Origin of the sequence: Rathayibacter sp. PhB152 (assembly GCF_003751395.1) — a bacterium.
Classification (GTDB): domain Bacteria; phylum Actinomycetota; class Actinomycetes; order Actinomycetales; family Microbacteriaceae; genus Rathayibacter; species Rathayibacter festucae.
The window spans coordinates 231,854-250,382 of record NZ_RJUT01000006.1 but is presented as its reverse complement, the minus strand read 5'-3'; the positions used below and the strand labels follow the sequence as shown (position 1 = coordinate 250,382).

The window sequence follows — 18,529 nt, the reverse complement described above, 5'->3', positions numbered from 1 at the left end:
GCACGACAGCACCACCGCACCCGCACCACCGAGGAGTCCCGATGCCGCCCCGTACCGCCCGCACCCTCGGTATCGTCCTGGCCGTCCTCGGTCTCGTCGCCGTGATCGTCGCGATCGTCCTCCTCGTCCGCCCCGCCGACGGCGCCGGAGCTCCGACCTCCACCCCGGTCGCCCCCTCCGCCTCGGCCGCCGCCGCCCCGTCGACCGCGCCCACCGAGGCCGAGTCCACGCAGACCGCGACGGAACCGACGGCCACCGATGCCCCGACGGAGACCTCCACGACCGAGACCTCGCCGACCGAGGGCGTCGTCGCCTCGGCCGCCCCCGGCTCCACCACCGCCGCGGCCGCCGTCCTCTCCTTCACCGCCTCGCCCGCGACGATCGACTGCGCCGGCGACCGCACCGCCTCCGTCCCCGTCGCGCTCTCCTGGCAGACCGAGGGCGGTGTCTCCGCCCGCCTCGCCGTCGGCACCACCGACGCGCAGTCCGGCACCCCCGTCGACCTCAGCGCGACCGGCTACTCCGCCCTCTCCGTCCCCTGCCGCGACGCCGAGACCCTGATCACCCTCGCCGTCGAGTCCCCCGACGGAACCCTCACGCAACGCACCCTCGTCCTCCCCACGGACTGACCTCCTCCCCGCCGCGAGATGCCACTTGTGCACGCGACACGCCGAGGAAAGCGTGCACAAGTGGCATCTCGCGGGGACGGCCGGACGCGCCCGCACGGCAGAATGGAGACGATGACCTCCACCCCGCCTCCGCTCGGCCTGCTCCTCGACGTCGACGGCCCGATCGCCAGCCCGATCAGCCGCACGATCGCCATCGACTCGATCGCCGACGACCTCGTCGCGCTCGCGAACGCCGGCATCCCGCTCGTCTTCAACACCGGCCGCTCCGACGCGTTCCTGCGCGAGCGCGTGCTGCCGCCGCTCCTCGAGCGCGGCGTCTCGGCCGACGCGCGGATCGTCTGCGTCTGCGAGAAGGGCGCCGTCTGGTTCACCGTCGACTACCGCGGCACCTCCGAGCCGATCGTCGACGAGTCGCTCGCGATCCCGGAGGCGGTCGCCCGCGACCTCGAGCGGATGATCCGCGAGGACTACGACGACCTGGTCTTCTTCGACGAGACCAAGCGCGCGATGGTCTCGGCCGAGCAGCTCGTCGACCTCTCCAGCGAGGACTACCTCGAGCGACAGCTCGTCTTCGACGCCGACGCCCTGCAGATCATGACCGCGGCCGGCCTCGGCGTCGAGCGCCGCGGCATCCGCTACCCGAACGACACCGGCGCCGTCGAGTACCGCATCGACCCGACCGTGATCTCCACCGACATCGAGTCCAACCGCCTCGGCAAGGACCTCGGCGCCCAGCGCGCCGTCGAGCTGCTCGGCGCCACCGGCCCGATCCCGCAGCGCTGGCGCACGGTCGGCGACTCCCGCAGCGACTACGCGATGGCCGACTGGCTCTCCGAGCACGCCTACGACGTCGCCCACGTGGACGTCCGCCCCGCGGAGGGCGTCCCGGACAAGCCGTACCCGATCCTCGTGGTCGACGGCGCGATCAACGACGAGGCCGGCGCCGCCGTGCTGCGCCGCTGGACCGAGCTCGTCGCCGACGAGACGACGCCCGAGGTCGGCGACGGCATCTCCCTCCACGTCGCGGACTGATCCGCCAGCCCCTCGTCCGCAGGCCCGCGGCCCGTTAGCGTTCGAGGCATGAGAATCGCAGTCACCGGTGGATCCGGGAAACTCGGCCGCAGCGTCGTCACCCGTCTCCGCGAGTCCGGCCACGACGTCTTCGTCCTCGACCGTGCGGGAACGCGCGGCGAGGGCGTCATCAGCATCGACATCACCGACTACGGGCAGGTCGTCGACGCCCTGCAGGCCGTGGGCGACCGCTACGAGGGCATCGACGCGGTCGTGCACCTCGCGGCCGTCCCGGCGCCGGGCATCGTCCCGGACATCGCGACCTTCCAGAACAACATGTCGTCGACCTTCAACGTCTTCCACGCGGCGATCCGCGCGGGCATCCGCAGCATCGTCTACGCGTCCAGCGAGACGGTGCTCGGCCTGCCGTTCGACGTGCCGCCGCCCTACATCCCGGTCGACGAGAAGTACCCGGCCCGCCCGGAGTCGGTCTACTCGCTGACCAAGCACCTCGAGGAGCAGCTCGCGATCGAGCTCTGCCGCTGGCACGAGGACCTGACCATCATCGGACTGCGCTTCTCCAACGTGATGAACGAGGAGGACTACGCCGAGTTCCCGTCCTTCGACGCCGACGCGACGCTGCGCAAGTGGAACCTCTGGGGCTACATCGACGGCCGCGACGGCGCCCAGGCGGTCGAGAAGGCCCTCGCGCACCGCGAGCCCGGCTTCGACCGCTTCATCATCGCGGCGGCCGACACCGTGATGACCCGCCCGAACGACGAGCTGGTCGCCGAGGTCTTCCCCGGCGTCGAGCTGCGCGGCGAGCTCGGCGTGAACGACACGCTGCTCTCGATCGACCACGCCCGCGAGGTCCTCGGCTACGCCCCCGAGCACTCCTGGCGCGACTCGCAGTAGCCACCACCCGCCTCCGCGCCGCTCCGGCTCGCGAAACACCCTCCGGCTCGCAGGAATCCACGGATCCCGCGAGCCGGAGTCGTTTCCGCGAGCCGAAGCTGCGCCCGGCCTACCTCGGGCTCGCGGAATGGTGTCCGGCTCGCTGGAGTCCGCGGTTTCTGCGTGCCGGAGGTGATCCCGCGTGCCGGAGGTGTGGTGTGGGGAGCTTCGGCTCGTGGATCGGTGTCCGGCTCGCTGGAACCCGCGGTTTCCGCGTGCCGAGGGTGCTTCCGCGTGCCGGAGCTGAGGCGGGGGGACCCTCGGCTCGTGGAATGGTGTCCGGCTCGCTGGAGTCCGCGGTTTCTGCGTGCCGGAGGTCTCCCACGGGAGCTCCGGCACGTGGAGACGCCTCCGGCTCGCGGGGATCCGAGGATCCCGCGAGCCGGAGGCGTGAGGGCGAGCCGGGGGTGCCGGCTCAGCAGCCGAGGGTCAGCTGGGGATGTAGTTGAACTCGTCCGGGTTCGGGCCGGTGCGCTCGTCGCGGTTGAGCGCGGAGATCGCCGTCATCGACTCGTCGTCCAGCTCGAAGTCGAAGAGCGCGAAGTTCTCCTCCACGCGCGTGCGGGTGACCGACTTCGGGAAGACGATGTCGCCGCGCTGGATGTGCCAGCGCAGGACGACCTGCGCGGGGGAGCGGTCGACGCTGTGCGCGATGCGCACGATCGCCTCGTCGTCCAGGACCTTGCCCTGCGCGATCGGCGACCAGGCCTCGGTCGCGATGCCGTGCTCGACGCCGTAGGCGCGAAGCTCCTCCTGCGTGAGGAAGGGGTGCACCTCGATCTGGTTCACGGCCGGGACGATCGTCGCCTCGGCCCGGAGCCGGTTGAGGTGGTTGGTCTGGAAGTTGGAGACGCCGATCGCCTTCGCCTTGCCGCTGCGGTAGATCTCCTCCATCGCCTTCCAGGTCTCCAGGTAGTCGCCCACCTTCGGCAGCGGCCAGTGGATGAGGAAGAGGTCGACGTAGTCGAACTTCAGCTCGGCGAGGGTGTCGTCGATCGCCTGCAGAGCGTCCTCGCGGGCGTGGAAGCCGTTGTTGAGCTTCGAGGTGACGAAGACCTCGGAGCGGTCGAGGCCGGAGGCGCGCACGGCCTCGCCGACGCCGGCCTCGTTGCCGTACATCTCGGCGGTGTCGATGTGGCGGTAGCCGACCTCGAGGGCGGCGAGCGTCGCGTCCTTGGTCTCGGCGGGGTCGATCTGGAAGACACCGAAGCCCAGCTGCGGGATCTCGACTCCGTTGTTGAGGGTGATCGTGGGGACAGTGTTCGCGTCCGTGCTCATACTCGAGCGTCCTTTCGTCCGGGGATCGGCCGCATCGGAGAGCTTGCGGCCGGAGTACAGTCCACGCCCCGGGGCCTCCCAGGTGCAAGGCCTTGCGCCGCCGGCGAACATCGGCGGTCGTCCGGCGCCATCGGACGCTCGGGGAACGACGAAGGCCCCCGGCACGGATGCCGGGGGCCTTCGGGGGTCGCGTGACTACGCGCGGGACTTGCGGCCGGTGATCGCGCCGTAGATCAGCAGCACGATGATGGCGCCGACGACAGCGAGGATGATGCTGACGAGGTTGAAGCCCATCGGGTCGTCGCGCCCGAAGAGCGCGCCGCCGATGAATCCTCCGAGGAGGGCGCCGACGATGCCGAGGATGATGGTGATGATCCATCCGCCGCCCTGCTTGCCGGGCAGGATGAGCTTTGCGAGTGCGCCGGCGATGAGGCCGAGAACGATCCAACCGATGATGCCCATGATGTGTCTCCTTCGTAGTGTGCTCGACCGGCCGTTCCGGTGCGAGCGTCAACGCCTGTCGTGAAGGCGTCCTTGCAGATGATGTCGATCAGCGGAGTGAGCGCTGCACCTTCGCGCGTGCCTTGTCGGCGACCGCGGTGAAGTGCTTCGCCTCGCGCTTCGAGGTCTTCTTGAGCTTCTTGCGCGTCTTCTTCGTGGCCGGGTCGTTCCACACACCGAGTGCGAGATGGCGGAGCTCTTCGTAGCGTCCGCGGCCGGCGCGGGCGCCGAAGACGTACGCGGCGAGGGCGACGAGCGCCAGCAGGACGAGGCGGGGATTCATGCGGTGACCCTTCCATCGGAGAGAGCACAGGGTCGTGCTCGGCCCCCATTCCACTCTCCTGCGGATGCCGTGACAATTCAGGCCCGGACCGTTGACAACGGCCTCGCGGATCTGCTTGCGCCCGCGCGTAATAGCAGAGGTCGTCCCCGCGCGAGGGGGTCAGCAGACCGGAGCGTCCGCGAACCGGTCGTGCAGGTAGGGGCCGTAGCCGCCGTCCACGCGGTTGCGGCGGCGTCCCGAGGTGGTCACCTCGCCGCGGTCGGTCGCTCCCACCCGGGCGCCGGCGGCGTGCAGCCGCTCGACCAGGAGGACGTCCTCGTGCAGCGGCTCGCCGCCGAAGCCGCCGGCCGCCAGGTAGGCGCTCGCCCGCACGCCGAGATTCGCGCCGTGGATGCTGCCGATCGACTCCTCCCGCTCCCGGGTGCGCTGCCAGCGGCCGTACATCTCCGGCGAGAGGTCGGACGGGTCGGGCCGGACCGTGCCGACCAGCGCGTCGTGGTGGCGGGCGTGCTCGACGTGCTCGAGCAGCCACTCCTCCGGCACGACGGTGTCGGCGTCGGTGTTCGCGAGCCAGACCCGGTCGTCCGGAACGGAGCCGGGGACGGAGCCGAGGGCGTGCGCGATCCCGGCCGCCCGCGCCGCGCCGACTCCGCAGCGCTCGAGCTCGAGGACCTCGGAGCCCGCGGCCCGCGCGCGCTCCACCGTCGCGTCCGTGCAGCCGTCGGCCACGACGATCAGCCGGACCGCGATGTCGGGGGCGGTCGTGGCGAGGTGCGCGGCGCTCCGGAGGATCGACGCGACGGTGGCGCCGATCCGCTCCTCCTCGTCGTGGGCCGGCACGACCACCAGCAGCTCCTCGATCCGGGTCACAGCAGCCCCGTCCGCCGGGCGACCGAGCGGCCGTCGCGCGAGTGGACCTCGAGCAGGAGGTCCTCCTCCTCGTGTCGGGCGATCCGGTGCAGGCCGAGACCGGCGACGGCGCTCTGGACGGCGTCGCCGTCGAGCTCGAGGCCGTCGATCGGGTGCCGCCAGTGCACGGTGACGAGCTCGCCGGAGGCGGAGAGCCGGTCGCGCACCCCGCGCAGCGTGCGCTCGAGCGTCTCGCGCCCCAGGTAGTAGCCGACCTCGGAGAGCACGATCAGGTCGAACGGACCCTCCGGCACCCCGCGCGTGATGTCGTGGTGCTCGACCCGCACGTGCGCGAGCGCCGCGAGCCGGCGAGCGGCCCGCTCCACGGCGGCCGCGGAGACGTCGATCGCCAGCAGGTGCTCGGCCCGCGCGGCGAGCGCTTCGGCCAGCACGCCGATCGAGGAGCCGATCTCGAGGACGGAGTCGTAGCGGCGCTCGGGCAGGCTCGCGAGGGTGAGGGCGCGCTTGCGCTCCTCGTACCAGCGGCTCGTGTACCCCCAGGGGTCCTCGTGCCGCTCGTACAGCTCGTCGAAGTAGCTCATCCCCGTGTCCTCGTCGCCGGGGCCGCGCCCGTCCGTCCCCCCGAGCCTAGGCAGGATCGGGGCTTCTCTCCGCCACTTGTCGGTCGGATCGCCGTGCGCTAGCTCCGTGCGGGCCATCAGCGGACCCGGATCAGGCGGTCGTCGCCGGCGAAGGCCCGGACGAAGCGCGGGTGGAGGACCGGGGCGATCCCGCCGGGTCCCGGCGCGGTCTGGCTCGGATAGCGCTCGCGGGCGCGGGCCTTCCGCTCCCGCAGGTCCTCGTCGGCCTGGACGCGGACGAGCGCCGGCCACGGCACCTCGGCGTCGTCGGGTGCGGCCCAGTGCCAGAGCCAGATCGGCGCCGCGAGCAGCGGGTGGCCGAGGGTGGCGGCCGCCTCGGCGCAGACCTCGCCGACGACGCGGTGATCGCGGTGGCCGTCGCCGGTCCAGGTGGAGAGCAGGAGGACCCGGCCGTGTTCGGCGGCGGCGCGGGCGAGCACCTCCGCGAGGATCCGGTCGCGGTGCTCGGGGGTGCCGGAGTCGGGGACGTCGAGGAAGGCGAGTCCGATCCCGGGGCCGAGCTCATCGAGCGCGGCCCGTGCCTCGGCGCGGCGCTCGGCGACGAGGGCGGCCGCGGCCCCGGGGGAGGAGGCGCCGTGCGCCGCGCCGCCGTCCGTCACGATCACGACGTCCACGGGGACGCCGAGGTGGCGGGCCAGGGCGATCGTGCCGCCGCAGCCGAGCGTCTCGTCATCGGCGTGCGCGACCACGACGAGCACGCGGTCGACGGAGAGGAGTGCGTGCTCCGGAAGGACCGGCAGCCGGTCGAGCCGCCCGTCCTCGCGCCAGCGCTCGACCGGGGTTCCCTCGAGGTGACCGTCGAACTCGATGACGCGGCTCACCACTCCTCCGTCTCGCCGCTGGCGAGGACCGCGCGGCCCAGGGCCGCGTCGTCGCGCTCGGCGTGGTGCTGGCGGACGTAGAGGGCGAGGTCGGCGACCCGCTTCGCGTGCTCCGCGTCGAGGGCCAGCGGAGCCGGTCCGAGCGCGCGGCCGGCGCGCAGCAGGATCTCCTCCACGGCGCTCGCGACCGTGCCGCGGACCCGCTTGGCCAGCAGTGCGCCGCGCGCGCCCTCGGCCTCGCCCGCGTCGATCAGCGCCGAGGCCTCGTCGAGCGTGCGGCGCCCGGCGGACAGGGCGGTGTCCACCGCGCCGAGGTGCGCGAGCAGGTGCGGGTCCTCGCGGCGGGCGGCCGCCCGGGCCAGCGTGGCGGCGACCCCCCGGGCCCCGCCGAGCCAGCAGGCGGCCACGCCGATGCCGCCCCAGCCGAAGCCCGGTCGCGAGAGGTACCAGCCGGGAGCGCCGACCTCCTGGGCGCGCGCACCGGCGAAGCGCACCGGCCCGCTCGGGATCTCGGTCAACCCGCGGGGGTGCCAGGCGTTCTCCTCCGGGGTCGCGGTGCCGTCGCCGAGGCGCACGGCGAAGAGGCGGCGCTCGCCGGAGCCGTCGCCGACGTGCGCCGTGATCAGCGCCGCGTCCAGGCGGCCGGCCAGCGAGCACCAGGGCTTCACGCCGTCCAGTCGCCAGGCGTCGCCCTCGGGAGTCGCGACGAGCGGCTCGTCGCCGCCCTCGGCCGCGAAGACGCCCCAGACCGCGTCGTCCTGGACGCCGAGGTCCGCGGCGGACAGGCCCGCCTCGCCGAGGATCGCGAGCGCGTCGAGGTGCGGCTCGATCGCGCGGGCGACGCCGAGATCGTGCCGGGCCAGGCGCTCGAGCAGGCCGTGCAGCTCGGCGGTGCGGCCGGTGCCGGGCCGCGGCGGGTCGGCGGAGAGGGTGCGGGCGAGGGCCAGAGCGCCGTCGACGTCGCCGGGAAGGGAGGGAGGAGCGAGCGGTTCCATCCCCGTGGACGCTACGCGGTCGGCGTAGGGCCCGCGCCCGATTGTCCGTCGGCTGGGTCGGTGGTAGCGCCGCGCATGTCCAGGGCGGTGATGCGGCGCAGGAGGACGGCGAAGAGCTCGACGTCGCCCGCGTCCCAGCGGCGCAGCTCCTCGTGCATCAGCGCCTGGCGGGAGCTGCGGATCGCCCGCATCCGCTCGGCGGTCTCCGGCGGCACCGAGAGGATCGTCGCGCGCCCGTCGTCGGGATCGGGGGAGCGCTGCAGCAGACCGAGGCGGTCGAGCGCGGAGATCTGCCGGCTGATCGAGGACTTGTCCGTCTCGAGCAGCTCGGCTAGGGCGCCCGAGTGCATCGGGCCGCGCCGCTCCAGGGTGGCGAGCGTCCGGTACCCGACGGTGCTGAGGTCGGGGTGCAGGCGCTCGGCGGCGGAGCGCATCGCGTCGCGCACTCGGTTGAAGAGGGTGCTCAGCTCGCCCTCGACGGCGGCGATCGCGGTGTCCGTCGCGCTTTCGGTCGCGCCCTCGGTCGCGCGGTCGCCTTCGGCGTGCCCGCCGGGCTCGGGGTCGGGAGGAAAGGACGGGCCGGTCATCCCTCCAGCATCCCGTGTCGATCCGACTTGCGCACGGCCCCGTCCACGTCGTACGCTTCCCGAAGCCAAAGACCGCCGGTTTCCGGTGTGCGCACGAGCAGGGCCCAGGCCCCGCGGATCGCCGCCGGACGAAGGATTCGCGAAGCGAATGGCCCGCGCAGGTGTGCAAGAGATGTGTTCCGCGTTCATCGCGTTCCCCAGGCTCCCGCGCTCCTGCGCCGGAGCCTTTTTCTTTGCGTGCCTTCGGGCTACCGGCACGAGAATTCACAGGAGTAGCCATGGCGAACAAGGAAGCCTCGGTCGCCGAACTCACGGAGAAGTTCCAGAGTTCGACCGCCGTTCTGCTGACCGAGTACCGCGGTCTCACTGTTGCTCAGCTCAAGACGCTGCGCAAGGACATCAGTGAGCACGCGACCTACGCCGTGGTGAAGAACACGCTGACCAAGATCGCGGCGAACAACGCCGGGATCTCGTCTTTCGACGCCGAGCTCGCTGGCCCTTCGGCCATCGCGTTCGTGCACGGCGACCCCGTCGCCGTTGCGAAGTCGCTGCGTGCCTTCGCCAAGGCAAACCCTCTCCTCGTGGTCAAGGGCGGTTACTTCGACGGTAACCCGCTGACCGCGGAAGAGGTGGGAAAGCTCGCCGACCTCGAGTCCCGTGAAGTGCTGCTCGGCAAGCTCGCCGGCGCCTTCAAGGCCTCGCTCTTCGGTGCCGCTTACCTGTTCCAGGCGCCGCTGTCCAAGGCCGTTCGCACGGTCGAGGCACTGCGCGAGAAGCAGGAGTCCGCGAGCTGACGCTTCCCTCCGGGAGGCAGTGCGCACGCGGTTCGTAGACAAGAAACAACAAGGAGAAAAATCATGGCAAAGCTCACGCAGGACGAGCTCATCGAGGCCTTCAAGGAGCTCACGCTCATCGAGCTCTCTGAGTTCGTGAAGAAGTTCGAAGAGGTCTTCGAGGTCACCGCCGCCGCGCCCGTCGCCGCTGCTGGTGTCGCCGGCCCGGCCGCCCCGGCCGAAGAGGTCGAGGAGCAGACCGAGTTCGACGTCGTGCTCGAGGCCGCCGGCGAGAAGAAGATCCAGGTCATCAAGGAGGTCCGCGCGCTCACGAGCCTCGGCCTCGGCGAGGCGAAGGCTGTCGTCGACGGCGCCCCCAAGGCTGTCCTCGAGGCCGTCAACAAGGAGACCGCCGAGAAGGCCAAGGCCCAGCTCGAGGCCGCCGGCGCGACCGTCACCGTCAAGTAATCCCCTCGCACCCGTCAGGGTGCACGGGTCCTCCCTCGGGCGGGCCCACCGGCGCAGGGCGTCGTCTCCTCGGAGGCGGCGCCCTTCGTCGTTCCCGCTCGTCGTCGCCCTGTCCTCGCCGCGCTGTCGTCTCCGCCCCGGCGTCCCCGACCGGGGGTGACCGGCCTCCCCGGTGCCGCGCGACGCAGCCTCTAGAATCGGCGGGTGACTGCTATCGATCCGCTCGCAGGCCTGCCGGCCCGCGACGTGCCGCCCAGCGAGGTCTCGCTGAGCGAGCTGCTGAGCGACTTCGTCTCGGTGACGCACCGGATCACCCGCCTCGCGGCGCAGGCCACCGACAACCAGGAGTCGCAGGCGGTCTGGCGCACCCTCTCGGTGCTGCTGTCGATGGGGCCGATGCGCCTGGGCGAGCTGGCGACCCAGAGCCGCGTCTCGCAGCCGACGATGACCAAGATCGTGAAGAACCTCGTCGAGGCCGGCTGGCTCGACCGCATCGCCGACCCGGTGGACGCGCGGGCCTGGCAGATCCGCCTCGCCCCCGACGGCGCCGCCGCGCTCACCGCGTGGCGCACCCAGCTGGGCGACGCCCTCACGCCGATCTTCGCCGACCTCCGCCCCGAGGACCGCCGCGTCCTCGAGCGAGCCGTCGAGATCATGCACGAGCGCCTCGTCGTCGCCCCCCGCGACTGACCCCGGCGCGCCCTCGCGCGCGCACATGCTGGTCGAGTAGCCCCGCAGGGGCGTATCGAGACCCGCGGTCGTCAGCCGTGACCGCCGACGGTGGTGGATCTCGATACGCCCGCTGCGCGGCCTACTCGATCAGCATGGGGCGGGGATGCCCGCACTCTTGCTGGTCGAGTAGCCCCGACGGGGCGTATCGAGACCCACGATCGTCAGCAGTGAGTGCTGACGGTGGGCGATCTCGATACGCCCACTGCGCGGGCTGCTCGATCAACGTGATGGGGAGCCTGCCTCCGGAAGAGGCGTCCGATGCAAGACGACAGAACCTCGACGAGTGCGCATTACAGGTGATATCGTCCGGAATGTGAAATCGACCGTTCCGACCATCGCGCCCCTGCTGCGCTCCGATCTGCAGGGCAATCTGCTCGCGGCGCTGATGCTGCGGCCGGGCGAGAGCTCGCTGAGTGCGCTCGCGGAGCGCATCGAGGCGTCGCCCTCCTCGGTGCAGAGGGAGATCGAGCGGCTCGTCGCCTCCGGCTTCGTGCTGGAGCGTCGTTCGGGCCGCAACCGCTATGTGCGCGCGAACGAGGCGCATCCGCTGGCGGCGCCGGTGCGGATCATCGTGGAGTACGCCTACGGACCCCGAGTCGTCCTCTCCCGGGTCCTGAGCGGGATCCCCCTCATCGAGGAGGCCTACATCCACGGGTCGTGGGCCGCCCGCATGGCGGGTGAGGAGGGGGCCGATCCCGCCGACGTGGATGTGCTCGTCATCGGCGGGCCGGATCGGGCGGATCTGCTCGACGCGGCGACGGCGGCGCAGTCCGAGCTCGGGCGCGAGGTCGACATCAGATCGGTGAGTCGTCGTCGATGGGACGAGGCGTCTGATCCCTTCCTCCAGACGCTGAAGACACGTCCGCTGGTCCGGCTGGATGTGGGGAACGGAGTGGCCGAATGAGTGGAGTCCTGCGGTGGGAGAAGGGGCGGGACACCGTCGATGCGCTGCTGACTGCCCGGCGGATGGAGCAGGTGCCTGCGAATCGCGAGCACGCGGAGAGGCTGATCGAGCAGGCACGGAGACATGTCCTCTCCGCGGAGAGAGTCCGCGAGGACGATCTCGAACTGGCTTTCAGCGCCGCGTACGACGCCGCCCGGAAGGCGCTCACGGCGGTCTTCGCGATCCAGGGGCTGCGACCCACCTCGCAGGGCGGTCACGTCGCGGTGTCCGAAGCGGCCCGGGCGCAGTTCGACCCGCCGATGGGGCGCGTCGTCACGCGCTTCGAGTGGATGCGGCGCACCCGGAACGCCGCCGAGTACCCGCAGATCGGGGCCCCCGAGATCGATGTCGACGAGGTGAGCGACGCCATCGCCTCCGCGACCCAGATGCTCGACTTCGCCGTGACCGTGCTGGACGTCCTGCCGCCCTACCGGAAGTGACGCCGGCTGGTCGAGTGGCCCTGAGCGGGGCGTCTCGAGCCTGCCCGTCGTCTGCCGTGACTGCGGGCGGTGGTGGATCTCGATACGCCCGCTGCGCGGCCTACTCGATCAACAAGGAGACGCCCGCTGTGCGGCCTACTCGATCAGCAGGGAGACGCCCGCTGCGCGGGCCACTCGATCAGCAGGGGGCGACCGCGTTCCGGTGCTCCCATGCTGGTCGAGTAGCCCCGGAGGGGCGTATCGAGACCCACCGTCGTCAGCGACTCGGGCAGGATGAGCGCGTGCAGATGCGACTCGAACTCGTCCCCGTGCCCGTCTCCGACGTCGATCGGGCGCTGGCGTTCTACGCGGACGTCGTCGGCTTCCACGTCGACCACGACGTCCGGCCCTCGCCGTCGATGCGGGTCGTCCAGCTGACGCCGCCCGGCTCCGCGTGCTCGATCGTGATCGGCACCGGCATGGGGCCCGGGCCGGAGGACGGCGTCGTCCGCGGGCTGCACCTCGTCGTCGACGACATCGCCGCCGTGCGCGCCGAGCTGGTCGAGCGCGGCCTCGAGCTGTCCGACGTGCAGGACATGGGTGGCGTGAAGTACGCCCACTTCGCCGACCCGGACGGCAACACCTGGTCCCTGCAGGAGATCGGCTCCCGCACTCCGCCCGCCTGAGCGGCGGCGCTCGCTTCCATGCTGGTCGAGTAGCCCCGGAGGGGGGTATCGAGACCCGCGGTCGTCAGCAGTGAGTGTTGCCGGTGGTGGATCTACTTGGAAGAGACACCCGCACACATGCTGGTCGAGTAGCCCCGCAGGGGCGTATCGAGACCCACCACCGCATGCACGTCGGTCTCTTCCCCGCCCTGCGATGGCGCCGGAGGCGCCCCCTCCGCTCGATACGCCCGCTGCGCGGGCTACTCGATCAGCAAAGAAGCGCGCGCTGCAAGGCGCGTCGGCATGAGGGCGCGCGCCGTGAGGCGCGTCGGCAGGGGGGTGCGCGCACCGCCGGACGCGTCCGCCCCGGGTCAGTCCTCGGGCCAGCGGACGCGGGCGCCCGAGTCCGGGTGCTTGCGGAGCCAGGCCGCGACGAAGGGGCAGCGGGGGACGACCGTGCCGCCCGCCTCCGTCACCGCGAGGACCGCGGCGCGGGCGAGGACGCTGCCGAGGCCGTGGCCCTCCCAGGCGTCGTCGACGACGGTGTGGGTCAGCACGACCTCGTCGCCGTGGCGGACGTAGGCCGCGAAGCCGGCCGTCTCGCCGCCGACGGAGATCTCGAAGCGGGAGCGCTCGGGCGCATCGCGGACGACGGGGGAGGGGGACTCGGAGTCGCTCATGCTCCGATTCTCGCGCCCCGCGGCGCCGACGTGCTGGTGCGGATGACGAGCGAGGCGGGGATGGTCGTGTGCCGGGCGGGCGGCGGCGCCTCGCCCCGGGCGATCGCGGCCAGCGCCTCGAGCACGAGGGCGACGGCGAGCTCGCCCTGCTGCCGCGGGTCCTGCCGGATCGAGCTCAGGCCGAACAGCTCGGCCAGCGGGTGGTCGTCGATCCCGATGATCGAGACGTCCTCCGGCACCGAGAGCCCGAGCTCGCGCGCGGCGAGGATGATCCCGATCCCGATCTCGTCGGAGGCGGCGAAGATCGCGGTCGGCCGGGTCCGCGGATCGCCCAGCACCTGACGTCCGGCCCGGTGCCCGCCGGGGATGTCGAACCGGGTCGGCACGAAGTGGCCGGCCTCGCGCTCGAGTCCCGCCGCAGCGAGGGCCTGCGAGAAGCCCTCGTGGCGCTTGGTGTGCACGTGGAAGTCCATCTCCTCCTCCGCCAGTCCGCCGATGTGGACGATGCGCTCGTGGCCGAGGGAGAGCAGGTGCTCCGTGGCGAGCCGGGCCGCGGCGACGTCGTCGATGCTGAAGGTCGGGATGCCCGGCAGCGAGCCGCCGATCCCGACGATCGGCTTGCCCAGGGCGAGCAGTGCCTCCGTCTCGTCGGGCGAGATCTCGAGGGTCACGGCGACGATCGCGTCGACGCGCTTGCGGACGAGGTAGTACTCGAAGACGCTGCGGCGCGCGTCGTGGTGCTTGTCGATGTTGTAGAGGAGCAGGTCGTAGCCGGCGGCGAGCAGGGCCCGCTCGATGCCCTCGATGATCCCGCCGAAGAACCACTGGTTGATGACGGGGATGATCACCGCGACGTTGTTGCTGCGCCCGGTGACGAGGCTCGAGGCGTTGGCCGAGACGACGTAGCCGAGGCTCGATGCGGCGTGCTCGACCCGCTGCTTCGTCCCGGCGGAGACGTAGCCGCGACCGCTGAGGGCGCGCGAGACGGTCGCCTTCGACACTCCCGCGAGCTCGGCGACCTCTTCGATGCCTGGCACGGCGTTCCTCCCGGACCGTCCGGCGTCGGTGCTGGAAACGGTTCCAGAAAGTTATACCCCGCGCGCGGGGCGGCCGGAGCATCGAGATCGATCTCCAGCCGACCACCGGCCCGGATTCTCGCGGTTCGTCGCCGGATCGTTATCTCAGAGAGCGCTCTATCACCGCCGTTGTGCTTTCATCGATCTTGTGGAAAGGTTTCCCTCCGTGGAGGCCCGAGCCACACGAACCCGGTGTTCCGCTCGGAGAGTCTCCGCACGGAACCACCAACAGCATCCGAGTCGTCGCAGCACCTGCTTCGAGTCGCCTCAGCCCGCCGGCCCGCCGGACGGCACCGGCCCTCGGCTGAACCACCACTCAATGAGGAGGAACCATGCGGTCATCCCTGCACCGCCGTATCACCCTTCCCGTCGCCGTTCTCGCAGCGGCCGGGATCGCCCTCGCCGGCTGCTCGAGCAGCAGCGACCCGAACGACCCGAACGCGGGCGGCGGCAGCTCCGCCGGCACCGTGGGCACCGCCGACGGCGTCGTCAACATCTACGGCACCATCAACGGCGACGAGGCCACCCTTCTCGAGCAGTCCTGGGCGGACTGGGAGAAGGAGTCGGGCATCGACATCAAGTACACCGGCGACAAGGAGTTCGAGAAGCAGATCGGCATCAAGGTCCAGGGTGGCGACACCCCCGACCTCGCGATCTTCCCGCAGCCGGGTCTGCTCGCCGACACCGTCGCCTCCGGCAAGGTCCAGGAGCTGCCCGAGGGCGCCCTGACCAACGTCCAGAACAACTGGTCCGAGGACTGGCAGAAGTACGGCCAGGTCGACGGCACTCAGTACGGCGCGCCGCTGATGGCCTCCGTCAAGGGCTACATCTGGTACTCGCCGAAGAAGTTCGCCGAGTGGGGCGTCTCCGTGCCCACCACGTGGGACGAGATGGAGGCGCTGGGCAAGACCATCGCCGAGAAGACCGGCGGACCGTCCTGGTGCGCGGGCTTCAACTCCGGTGAGGCGTCCGGCTGGCCGGGCACCGACTGGATCGAGGACGCCGTCCTCCGCGAGGCCGGCCCCGACGTGTACGACTCCTGGGTCGCGGGCGACACCCCGTTCACCGACCCCGAGATCAAGGCGGCCTTCGACAAGGTCGGCTCGATCCTCCTCGACCCGACGCTGGTCAACGCCGGCTACGGCGACGTCTCCTCGATCAACTCGACCGCCTTCGGCGACGTCGCGCAGAACGTCGCCAACGGCACCTGCGCGCTGACCCACCAGGCCTCCTTCTTCGAGGGCTTCCTGATCTCGGCCGGCGCCAACGTGGCCGAGGACGGCGACGTCTGGGCCTTCCTCACCCCGCCGGCCGAGGCGGGCGACGCCCAGGCCGTCACCGGTGGTGGCGAGATGGTCGCCGCGTTCTCGAACGACGAGGACACCGCGAAGGTCCAGGAGTACCTGGCCAGCGCCGACTGGGCGAACAGCCGCGTCAAGCTCGGTGGCGTCATCTCGGCGAACACCGGCCTCGACGCCGCCAACGCCGGCAGCGACATCCTGAAGGACTCCATCGGAATCCTCCAGGACCCGGAGACCACCTTCCGCTTCGACGGCTCGGACCTCATGCCGAAGTCCGTCGGCGCCGACAGCTTCTGGAAGGGCATGGTCGACTGGATCGACGGCTCGAGCACCGATCAGGTCCTCGAGGAGATCCAGGCCGGCTACACCTCCTAGCAGTCGCGGAGAGGGCCGTCGCTCCCCGGAGCGGCGGCCCTCGACCGATGCCCGTCCGGCCGGATCGCACCCGCGGTCCGGCCGGACCGGGCCTCACCAGAGTTCAGAGTCGCACTCGAAAGGGCGTCCATGTCCGGCTTCTTCCAGTGGCTGGCGAGCATCCCCCCGCTCGCGCAGATCCCCATCATCCTTCTGGCGTTCGCGGCGGTCGTCGCGATCATCCTCTTCTTCGTCGAGATCGCCCCGCGGCGCGGCACCGGCTACACGATCCTCCGCCTCGCCGTCACCGTCCTGCTCCCGGTGGTCCTCCTCCTCGCGTTCGGCCTCTACAACTCGGTGATGTGGGTCGCGGTCGTGGCGGCGGTCATCGGCGGCATCCTCTTCCTGCTCGACTTCCGGTCCCGCAAAGGCGCGGGCTACGGACTGCAGCTGATCGCGTTCATGGCTCCGGCCGCCTTCTTCATCCTGATCGGCCTGATCTACCCGACGATCACGACGGCGCTGAACGCCTTCATGAAGAACGACGGCTCCGGCTTCGCCGGCCTGGACAACTTCATCTGGGTCTTCACCAGCCCGGACGGTGTGACCGCCTTCCTCAACACCGTGGTCTGGGTGCTCCTCGCCCCGATCACCGCCACCGCGATCGGCCTGGCCTACGCGGTGTTCATCGACAAGAGCCGCGGCGAGAAGTTCTTCAAGCTGCTGGTCTTCATGCCGATGGCGATCTCGTTCGTCGGCGCGTCGATCATCTTCAAGTTCTTCTACGACACCCGCCAGGGCGAGCAGATCGGTGTCCTCAACGGCATCCTCACCGCGTTCGGCGGCGCTCCCGTCGACTGGCTGGGCCTCGAGCCGTGGAACACCCTGTTCCTGGTCGTCGTGCTGATCTGGACCCAGGCCGGCTTCGCGATGACGGTCCTCTCGGCCGCCATCAAGGGCGTCCCGTCGGAGCAGCTCGAGGCGGCGTCGCTGGACGGCACCAACGCCTGGCAGTCGTTCTGGAACGTCGTCGTCCCGGGCATCCGCTCGTCGATCGTGGTCGTGCTGACCACGATCTCGATCGCGTCGCTGAAGGTCTTCGACATCGTCTCGGCGATGACCGGCGGCCGCTCCGACACCACCGTCCTCGCCTTCGAGATGGTGCGCCAGTTCCAGCTCGGCGCCCGCAGCGGCTACAGCGCGGCCCTCGCGGTCATCCTGTTCCTGCTCGTGCTCCCGATCGTCGTCTACAACGCCCGCCAGCTCGCCAAGCAGAGGGAGATCCGATGAGCGTCACGCCCACTCCGATCCAGGTTCCGGTCGACCGCAGCACCGAGCGCGCGCTCGCCCGCGGCGAGTCCAAGATCGAGGCGGCCAGCGGCAAGGTCCGCAAGGCCACCACCTCGCGCGGAGCGACCCTCGCGGCCGCGATCATCGCGGCGATCTGGACCATCCCGACCCTCGGACTGTTCATCTCGTCGTTCCGCCCCGCGAACGACATCAAGACCACCGGCTGGTGGACGATCTTCGCCAACCCCGGCTTCACCCTCGACAACTACGCGAACGCGCTCAACTCCGGCGACAGCCTGACCCTGGGCAAGGCGTTCGTGAACTCACTGGTCATCACGCTCCCGGCGGCGCTGATCCCGATCACGATCGCCAGCCTCGCGGCCTACGCGTTCGCGTGGATCGACTTCAAGGGCCGCAACACGCTCTTCGTGCTCGTGTTCTCGCTCCAGATCGTGCCGATCCAGATGGCCCTCGTCCCGCTGCTGCAGCTGTTCTCGGACGGCCTGCGCATCGGCAACCTCTACATCCTCCCCGGGCTCGGGGTGAACGGGTTGGACGGCTCGTACGCGAAGGTGTGGATCGCGCACACGATCTTCGCGCTCCCGCTCGCGATCTTCATGCTGCACAACTTCATCTCGGAGATCCCCGGCGAGGTCATCGAGGCCGCCCGCGTGGACGGAGCCGGCCACGGCCAGATCTTCTTCCGCATCGTGCTGCCGCTGTCGGTCCCGGCGATCGCCTCGTTCGGCATCTTCCAGTTCCTCTGGGTCTGGAACGACCTGCTGGTCGCGACGGTCTTCACCTCCGGACAGGGCTTGCCGATCACGAAGGCGTTGCAGGACCTCTCGGGCTCGTACGGCCAGTCGTGGGAGCTCCTCACGGCCGGCGCGTTCATCTCGATCATCGTCCCGCTGATCGTGTTCTTCGCCCTCCAGCGCTTCTTCGTCCGCGGCCTCCTCGCCGGCGCCACGAAGGGCTGATCTCCGTTCCGTCCGGAGGCCCGGGTCCTGCTCACGCAGGGCCCGGGCCTCCTGTCGTTCCCGGCTCGTCGGTGCGGGGGTGCCCCCATGCTGATCGAGCAGCCCGCGAAGCGGGCCGCTCCTGCTGATCGAGTAGCCCGCGAAGCGGGCCGCTCATGCTGGTCGAGTAGCCCGCGAAGCGGGCGTATCGAGATCCACCACCGTCAGTACCTGAGTCCGCAGACCCGCCGTGCTGGTGACGTCGGGTCTCGATACGCCCCTGCGGGGCTACTCGACCA

General features: G+C 71.0%; 22 protein-coding genes. 12 read left to right on the top strand and 10 right to left on the bottom strand.

The genetic code is table 11. The features are described from left to right. Positions 1-41 precede the first annotated feature (41 nt). The 3 genes from EDF36_RS15530 (at position 42) to EDF36_RS15520 (ending at position 2,555) form a co-directional block, all read left to right on the top strand. Positions 42-629 carry a hypothetical protein gene (locus tag EDF36_RS15530; protein WP_123733685.1) on the top strand — a complete coding sequence of 196 codons (588 nt, stop codon included), beginning with the start codon at positions 42-44 and terminating at the stop codon, positions 627-629. 111 nt (positions 630-740) lie between these two features. Next, on the top strand, positions 741-1,661 hold the full coding sequence (locus tag EDF36_RS15525; protein WP_185020007.1) for a hypothetical protein: 921 nt from the start codon (positions 741-743) through the stop codon (positions 1,659-1,661). 48 nt (positions 1,662-1,709) lie between these two features. Continuing rightward, positions 1,710-2,555, top strand: a complete 846-nt coding sequence (locus EDF36_RS15520; RefSeq protein WP_123447800.1) for an NAD(P)-dependent oxidoreductase — start codon at positions 1,710-1,712, stop codon at positions 2,553-2,555. Between the two features lie 468 nt (positions 2,556-3,023). Here EDF36_RS15520 and EDF36_RS15515 read toward each other — a convergent pair whose 3' ends face one another. The 8 genes from EDF36_RS15515 to EDF36_RS15480 all read right to left on the bottom strand — a co-directional run bounded on the left by EDF36_RS15515 (position 3,024) and on the right by EDF36_RS15480 (position 8,570). Further along, positions 3,024-3,872 carry an aldo/keto reductase gene (locus tag EDF36_RS15515; protein WP_123733684.1) on the bottom strand — a complete coding sequence of 283 codons (849 nt, stop codon included), beginning with the start codon at positions 3,870-3,872 and terminating at the stop codon, positions 3,024-3,026. 195 nt (positions 3,873-4,067) lie between these two features. After that, entirely contained in the window at positions 4,068-4,334 is a 267-nt protein-coding gene (locus EDF36_RS15510; RefSeq protein WP_056041656.1) for a GlsB/YeaQ/YmgE family stress response membrane protein, read from the bottom strand. A gap of 88 nt (positions 4,335-4,422) precedes the next feature. After that, a complete protein-coding gene (locus EDF36_RS15505; RefSeq protein WP_123447798.1) occupies positions 4,423-4,656 on the bottom strand; it encodes a YtxH domain-containing protein in 234 nt (77 codons plus the stop codon). Positions 4,657-4,815: 159 nt separating this feature from the next. Further along, a complete protein-coding gene (locus EDF36_RS15500) occupies positions 4,816-5,526 on the bottom strand; it encodes a glycosyltransferase family 2 protein (protein WP_123733683.1) in 711 nt (236 codons plus the stop codon). Further along, on the bottom strand, positions 5,523-6,107 hold the full coding sequence (locus tag EDF36_RS15495; RefSeq protein WP_123705274.1) for an SAM-dependent methyltransferase: 585 nt from the start codon (positions 6,105-6,107) through the stop codon (positions 5,523-5,525). The genes EDF36_RS15500 and EDF36_RS15495 overlap by 4 nt, the downstream gene beginning before the upstream one ends. Before the next feature lie 116 nt (positions 6,108-6,223). Beyond that, a complete protein-coding gene (locus EDF36_RS15490) occupies positions 6,224-6,988 on the bottom strand; it encodes a PIG-L deacetylase family protein (RefSeq protein WP_185020504.1) in 765 nt (254 codons plus the stop codon). Next, a complete protein-coding gene (locus tag EDF36_RS15485) occupies positions 6,985-7,983 on the bottom strand; it encodes an acyl-CoA dehydrogenase family protein (RefSeq protein WP_123733682.1) in 999 nt (332 codons plus the stop codon). The genes EDF36_RS15490 and EDF36_RS15485 overlap by 4 nt, the downstream gene beginning before the upstream one ends. Positions 7,984-7,994: 11 nt before the next feature. Next, the gene (locus tag EDF36_RS15480) at positions 7,995-8,570 is read right to left on the bottom strand and encodes a MarR family winged helix-turn-helix transcriptional regulator (RefSeq protein ID WP_185020503.1); all 576 of its coding nucleotides are present in this window, start codon (positions 8,568-8,570) and stop codon (positions 7,995-7,997) included. 278 nt (positions 8,571-8,848) lie between these two features. Here EDF36_RS15480 and rplJ point away from each other — a divergent pair, with 278 nt between their 5' ends. The 6 genes from rplJ to EDF36_RS15450 all read left to right on the top strand — a co-directional run bounded on the left by rplJ (position 8,849) and on the right by EDF36_RS15450 (position 12,591). Then, on the top strand, positions 8,849-9,364 hold the full coding sequence (gene rplJ, locus EDF36_RS15475; protein ID WP_123447792.1) for a 50S ribosomal protein L10: 516 nt from the start codon (positions 8,849-8,851) through the stop codon (positions 9,362-9,364). Between the two features lie 63 nt (positions 9,365-9,427). After that, positions 9,428-9,811, top strand: coding sequence for a 50S ribosomal protein L7/L12 (rplL, locus tag EDF36_RS15470; RefSeq protein ID WP_055791021.1), 384 nt, complete (start codon positions 9,428-9,430; stop codon positions 9,809-9,811). 204 nt (positions 9,812-10,015) lie between these two features. Further along, complete coding sequence (locus tag EDF36_RS15465) at positions 10,016-10,501, top strand: MarR family winged helix-turn-helix transcriptional regulator (RefSeq protein WP_260300742.1); 486 nt, start codon at positions 10,016-10,018, stop codon at positions 10,499-10,501. 355 nt (positions 10,502-10,856) lie between these two features. After that, positions 10,857-11,447, top strand: a complete 591-nt coding sequence (locus tag EDF36_RS15460) for a winged helix-turn-helix domain-containing protein (protein WP_123733680.1) — start codon at positions 10,857-10,859, stop codon at positions 11,445-11,447. Beyond that, positions 11,444-11,926, top strand: a complete 483-nt coding sequence (locus tag EDF36_RS15455) for a HEPN domain-containing protein (RefSeq protein WP_123733679.1) — start codon at positions 11,444-11,446, stop codon at positions 11,924-11,926. The genes EDF36_RS15460 and EDF36_RS15455 overlap by 4 nt, the downstream gene beginning before the upstream one ends. Positions 11,927-12,207: 281 nt before the next feature. Then, positions 12,208-12,591, top strand: a complete 384-nt coding sequence (locus tag EDF36_RS15450) for a VOC family protein (RefSeq protein WP_185020502.1) — start codon at positions 12,208-12,210, stop codon at positions 12,589-12,591. A 350-nt stretch (positions 12,592-12,941) separates the two neighbouring features. Here the strand turns inward: EDF36_RS15450 and EDF36_RS15445 are convergent, their stop codons facing one another. Beyond that, a complete protein-coding gene (locus EDF36_RS15445; protein ID WP_123705270.1) occupies positions 12,942-13,250 on the bottom strand; it encodes a GNAT family N-acetyltransferase in 309 nt (102 codons plus the stop codon). After that, positions 13,247-14,287: a LacI family DNA-binding transcriptional regulator gene (locus EDF36_RS15440; RefSeq protein ID WP_123705269.1), complete on the bottom strand. Its 1,041-nt coding sequence runs from the start codon at positions 14,285-14,287 to the stop codon at positions 13,247-13,249. The genes EDF36_RS15445 and EDF36_RS15440 overlap by 4 nt, the downstream gene beginning before the upstream one ends. 371 nt (positions 14,288-14,658) lie before the next feature. Here EDF36_RS15440 and EDF36_RS15435 point away from each other — a divergent pair, with 371 nt between their 5' ends. From EDF36_RS15435 to EDF36_RS15425, 3 genes are all read left to right on the top strand, one after another. Beyond that, entirely contained in the window at positions 14,659-16,002 is a 1,344-nt protein-coding gene (locus EDF36_RS15435) for an ABC transporter substrate-binding protein (protein ID WP_123447789.1), read from the top strand. Positions 16,003-16,131: 129 nt separating this feature from the next. After that, a complete protein-coding gene (locus EDF36_RS15430; protein ID WP_123447788.1) occupies positions 16,132-17,271 on the top strand; it encodes a carbohydrate ABC transporter permease in 1,140 nt (379 codons plus the stop codon). After that, positions 17,268-18,251: a carbohydrate ABC transporter permease gene (locus EDF36_RS15425; protein WP_123447787.1), complete on the top strand. Its 984-nt coding sequence runs from the start codon at positions 17,268-17,270 to the stop codon at positions 18,249-18,251. Before EDF36_RS15430 ends, EDF36_RS15425 begins: the two co-directional genes overlap by 4 nt. Positions 18,252-18,529: the final 278 nt, after the last annotated feature.